We start from the raw sequence: 3,923 nt of genomic DNA, 5'->3' as shown, positions 1-3,923 counted from the left end.
GTGATACGCTGGCACTGATATCACGCGCGCTGTAAAAACCAGGAACATAAGTGGTGTCAATAGCGCCGGTAGTATCAAGCCCCGGATTCCACTTTTGTGGATTCCATTTACGCACAAATTTCTTCGTATACCAGTATTCTGTATAGTTAATGCCCGGGGATAAAGTAAAGGTTTTAAATACCGGGATGGAGAATGAGATCGGGATATTATGCTGCATACCCGTTTGCATAGCGTCAAACATGGCTTGCTTGCCAAACAGGGAATCCTTGAAATTGGCCTGGTTACGCAGGATGGTGTTATAGGAAACGCCTATTTTTTCATACCATTTTGGAGCGCCTGCCATTTCTTTTGGCTGGAAAGGATAGATGGTATTTACTGTGAAGGTCGCGTCCGGAAAGGAAACAGACACGTCGCGGGTACTAAGGTTCTGGGAGTGGTTCAAACCCATGGTAAGGTTATAGGGTTTGCCCTGCCAGGTTTTGGAAAAGGTGATAGACGACCCGATGTTATTATTTACACGGGTGTTATAGTCATACACATTGTATTTGTTATAGGAAGATGTTCCGAAGTTCACTGCCGCACCAAAGTTCACACCGGGGCGGGCTTTACTATCCATGCTATGGTTCCAGGTAACGCGGAAATCCCTGGAGGTGCTGAACTCCGATTTAACTTCCGGGTCGCCGAAGCGGGTATTGGCAAAGCTCAGGTTAAGCCCGCCATTGTACTTATAGCGTTTCCGGTAAGTAGGACTGGCGGTAAGGCTCCAGCTACCGTAGGAATACACATCCCCGCGCATAGTGAGGTCAAAGTTATCGCCCAGGCCCAGGTAGTAACCACCATTTTCAAGACCTATCCCTTTTTGCTGGTTCACCACGTATTGTGGTGGAAGTATTCCAGAGCGCTGTCCCTGTGTAATAGGAAAAATAGCAAAGGGAATGAACAGGGGAGTGGGAATTCCTTCTATTTCCAGGTTAGCCGGTCCGGAGATCACGAGTTTATCAGGGATCACTTTTATCCTTCGGGCGCGGAACTGGAAGTGCGGGGTATCGAGGTCGCAGGTAGTAAAAGTATTTTTAAACCCGAAGATGGTATTGTCGGCCAGTCGTTTTGACTGCTGGCTGGTGATATATCCTTCTCCATAAACCGACCGGGTATTATAGATCTTTGCTTTACGGGAGCTGATATTAAACAGCATGGTATCCGATTCGAAGCTCTGGCCATTGTCCGTCATCACCGGGCGGCCGATGGTTTTGCCGGTGGTATCGGTTACTTTGGTGGCTTGCACCATGCCATTTTCCTGGTCGAAGCTGATCCGCTCTGCGGTGATGTTGGTTTCTTTGTATTTGGTATCGCCGCTACCGTACAGGAGTATACGTTTTTTGGGGATCTGCATAACAATGGAATCTTTGGCCTTGTAATGGATGGGAGCATCAATGCTATCGGGCGAAGCAACCGGCAATGTGTCGACGGGAAGGCTATCCAATGCCTCTGCAGTAACGGATGCCGTATGCGGTATGCCTGCGGCAATAAAAATGAGGGCAATCAGTAAAACTGAAAGTAGCTGGCAAAGTATTTTCATGTAAGCAATTGGATGGCATCCGTTGAGCGAAAATAGTACCGGAATGGTTATGTTTGCTTTTTGTAACCAGTTACAAAAAGGATACTGATATGGAACATTTAAGTGAAAAAGAATGCAAATCGGCCGGGATGGCTGTGAAAGATACTTTGGAAACCATCAGCGGAAAATGGAAGCTCACTATACTTTTAACATTTTATAAAGGAGGCAGGCGTCGTTTCCGGGAGTTGGCGAAGGAACTGAATATTTCCCCGAGAGTACTTTCAAAAGAATTGCAGGAACTGGAGATGAATAAACTGGTGAGCCGTACCGTATGTGATACGCGGCCTGTAACAGTGGAGTACGACCTTACTCCTTACTGCAAAACATTGGAACCTGTGATCAATGCCATGAAGGAGTGGGGGGAGCAGCACCGCGTGGAGATATTTGGAAAGAAAAGTATGGAGTAAAAGGGAGGGGATCGGGCCCCCTCCCTTTTGGGTTAATAGAATATTGACCGTAACATATTTGTTTTTTCACCCGTTGCCGGTTTAGAGGCAAGGAATGCGTTCATTTGTTGTGCATTGAGCACACCTGCCAGCTTCGTTTTGAAGTTATTAAACAAAGCCGGTTGCTGTTGCTCATATACCCCTGGCGTTTTCCGGTTCTCTGCATTCAATGCTCTTTTCTCGTCCAGGAATTCCAGGATCAGTTTATTCACCTGGGGTTTTTGTGTTTCGGATATTGCAATACCCGGGAGAAAAATACGGGTATAGTCTGTTGCCGCTATTTTTTTTCTTGTAGCAGCCTTTACTATCTCTGCATTGGAAGGTGTGCTTTGCTGGGCGTACCCGCTATATTGGCAGATGATCAGTATACTTGCTATAAAGAGTATTTTTTTCATGTGTTTGTGTTTAATGTATATTATTGGTGTGCCCATGTAATCCAGCCTAAAGCGTCTCCTGCAGTAACCATGTCATATACCCCGTCAATTGATTTTCTCACAATATAAAAACCGGGTGAAGGATTGATATAAGGCGGACCGGTTTTACCGGTATTAAATATCCTGTTGGTGGCAATAAGATCGGGCGGATTAGGTGTAGGGTCACCTCCGAACAGCATCTGGAGCACCAGCCGGTCATCATCCAGGGAGGAGGCAGCTACTCCACCTGCAAAAATATAAGGATAGTCGTTGATGCCGGTAAAGAAAGGTGATAAAATATCATAGTCGCCGCCGTTTACCGTACCCGGATAATATACCATGGCAAAATAGGTGCCGCCCGGGAAGGTGAGCTTCCGCAAATTATAGGCATCATCTACTCCTTTTACATGAAACCCGGGACTGGTAAGCCAGGGATTATCCAGGCCTTCTATATAAAAATTAAGGGCAACATCCGGTTCAGGCGACAGCGGCGCAATAGCCGGTACAATGGTGCTGGCAGTAGTACCATTGATACTGGTACTGATAGTACCGGCGCCGGCATTCCACACCAGGTTGTCGAGGCTTTTCACCGCCAGGGAGCCAACGTTCACGGCTTTATCAAAAATGATACTGGTGGCGGTGTACTGGCAGCCAACATTGGTAATTACCTGGCTGCCGGCTGTTTTAATATCGAAAGATCTGCCGCCTACGCCGGGAGTGATTTCAAACACTGTACCACCGGCGCTCACCCGTTTGAAGTATTGCAGGATCTTGTTAAAAGTGCTGTAAGAGCCAAATCCGCTGGTGTTAAACATGGTTTGTTCTGCCTGGGTAGCCTTTACCATAATGGCTTCCGCCTGGTTCAGGTTTCCTCTCAGCCGGATGGTATCTCCCAGTTCTGCCGCCGGCACATTATCCGCAAAGGCGAATTCAAAATCGGTTCCCCAGCCAAAGCCCGATCCAAACGGGCCATTGGACACACCGGGATCCGGATCGCAGGGAAGATGAACATAGCTGTAAGTATCAAAGATCAGTGTAGGACGCTGCGTAGCTTTGATGCGGTAGCCGGTGTTATTAAAAACGGTGGCGGCGCCAATGTTGAAATCCGACAGCATAGACACCTGGCTGTTTTTGTCGAATTTCATATAATACGAGAACACCGATTTGGGCCCGTTACGGGTAACGCCTCCATTGGTGGAAGTACCATTGGTATACTCTGTAACGATCCAGCCAAAGGGAGCGTCTGTCAGTTTTTGCTGATAGGTTGCCAGGGCCTGTGCTATTCTCACATCCGTTGGTATCCCGTCAATATTAAGGTCTGATTTCCTGTCGCATGCAGAGAGCATCACTGCAATACCGAGGAGATAATATATCCATATCTTTTTCATAAATAATAATTCAGGGTGATCAACAATTATTGATAATAGCCGGCCAGCGCTCTGCGGC

General features: G+C 47.2%; 4 protein-coding genes. 1 reads left to right on the top strand and 3 read right to left on the bottom strand.

Annotation, left to right across the window (positions count from 1 at the left end; translation table 11 throughout):
* Window positions 1–1,579, bottom strand: a 1,579-nt coding sequence (locus VIM72_RS21240) for a putative LPS assembly protein LptD (RefSeq protein WP_332004834.1), incomplete at its 3' end; no start/stop codon positions are given.
* An 89-nt stretch (window positions 1,580–1,668) separates the two neighbouring features.
* On the opposite strand from VIM72_RS21240, the gene VIM72_RS21235 reads away from it, so the two are divergent.
* A complete protein-coding gene (locus VIM72_RS21235) occupies window positions 1,669–2,025 on the top strand; it encodes a helix-turn-helix domain-containing protein (RefSeq protein ID WP_332004833.1) in 357 nt (118 codons plus the stop codon).
* A 32-nt stretch (window positions 2,026–2,057) separates the two neighbouring features.
* Here the strand turns inward: VIM72_RS21235 and VIM72_RS21230 are convergent, their stop codons facing one another.
* Together VIM72_RS21230 and VIM72_RS21225 are read right to left on the bottom strand one after the other, a co-directional pair.
* Complete coding sequence (locus VIM72_RS21230; protein WP_332004832.1) at window positions 2,058–2,459, bottom strand: hypothetical protein; 402 nt, start codon at window positions 2,457–2,459, stop codon at window positions 2,058–2,060.
* A gap of 20 nt (window positions 2,460–2,479) precedes the next feature.
* Window positions 2,480–3,923, bottom strand: a 1,444-nt coding sequence (locus VIM72_RS21225; protein ID WP_332004831.1) for a DUF4302 domain-containing protein, incomplete at its 5' end; no start/stop codon positions are given.

The sequence above is a fragment of the Chitinophaga sp. genome, from assembly GCF_036569185.1.
GTDB lineage: Bacteria > Bacteroidota > Bacteroidia > Chitinophagales > Chitinophagaceae > Chitinophaga.
The sequence above is the reverse complement of the archived record's forward strand: the minus strand, read 5'-3'. Positions and strand labels throughout refer to the sequence as shown.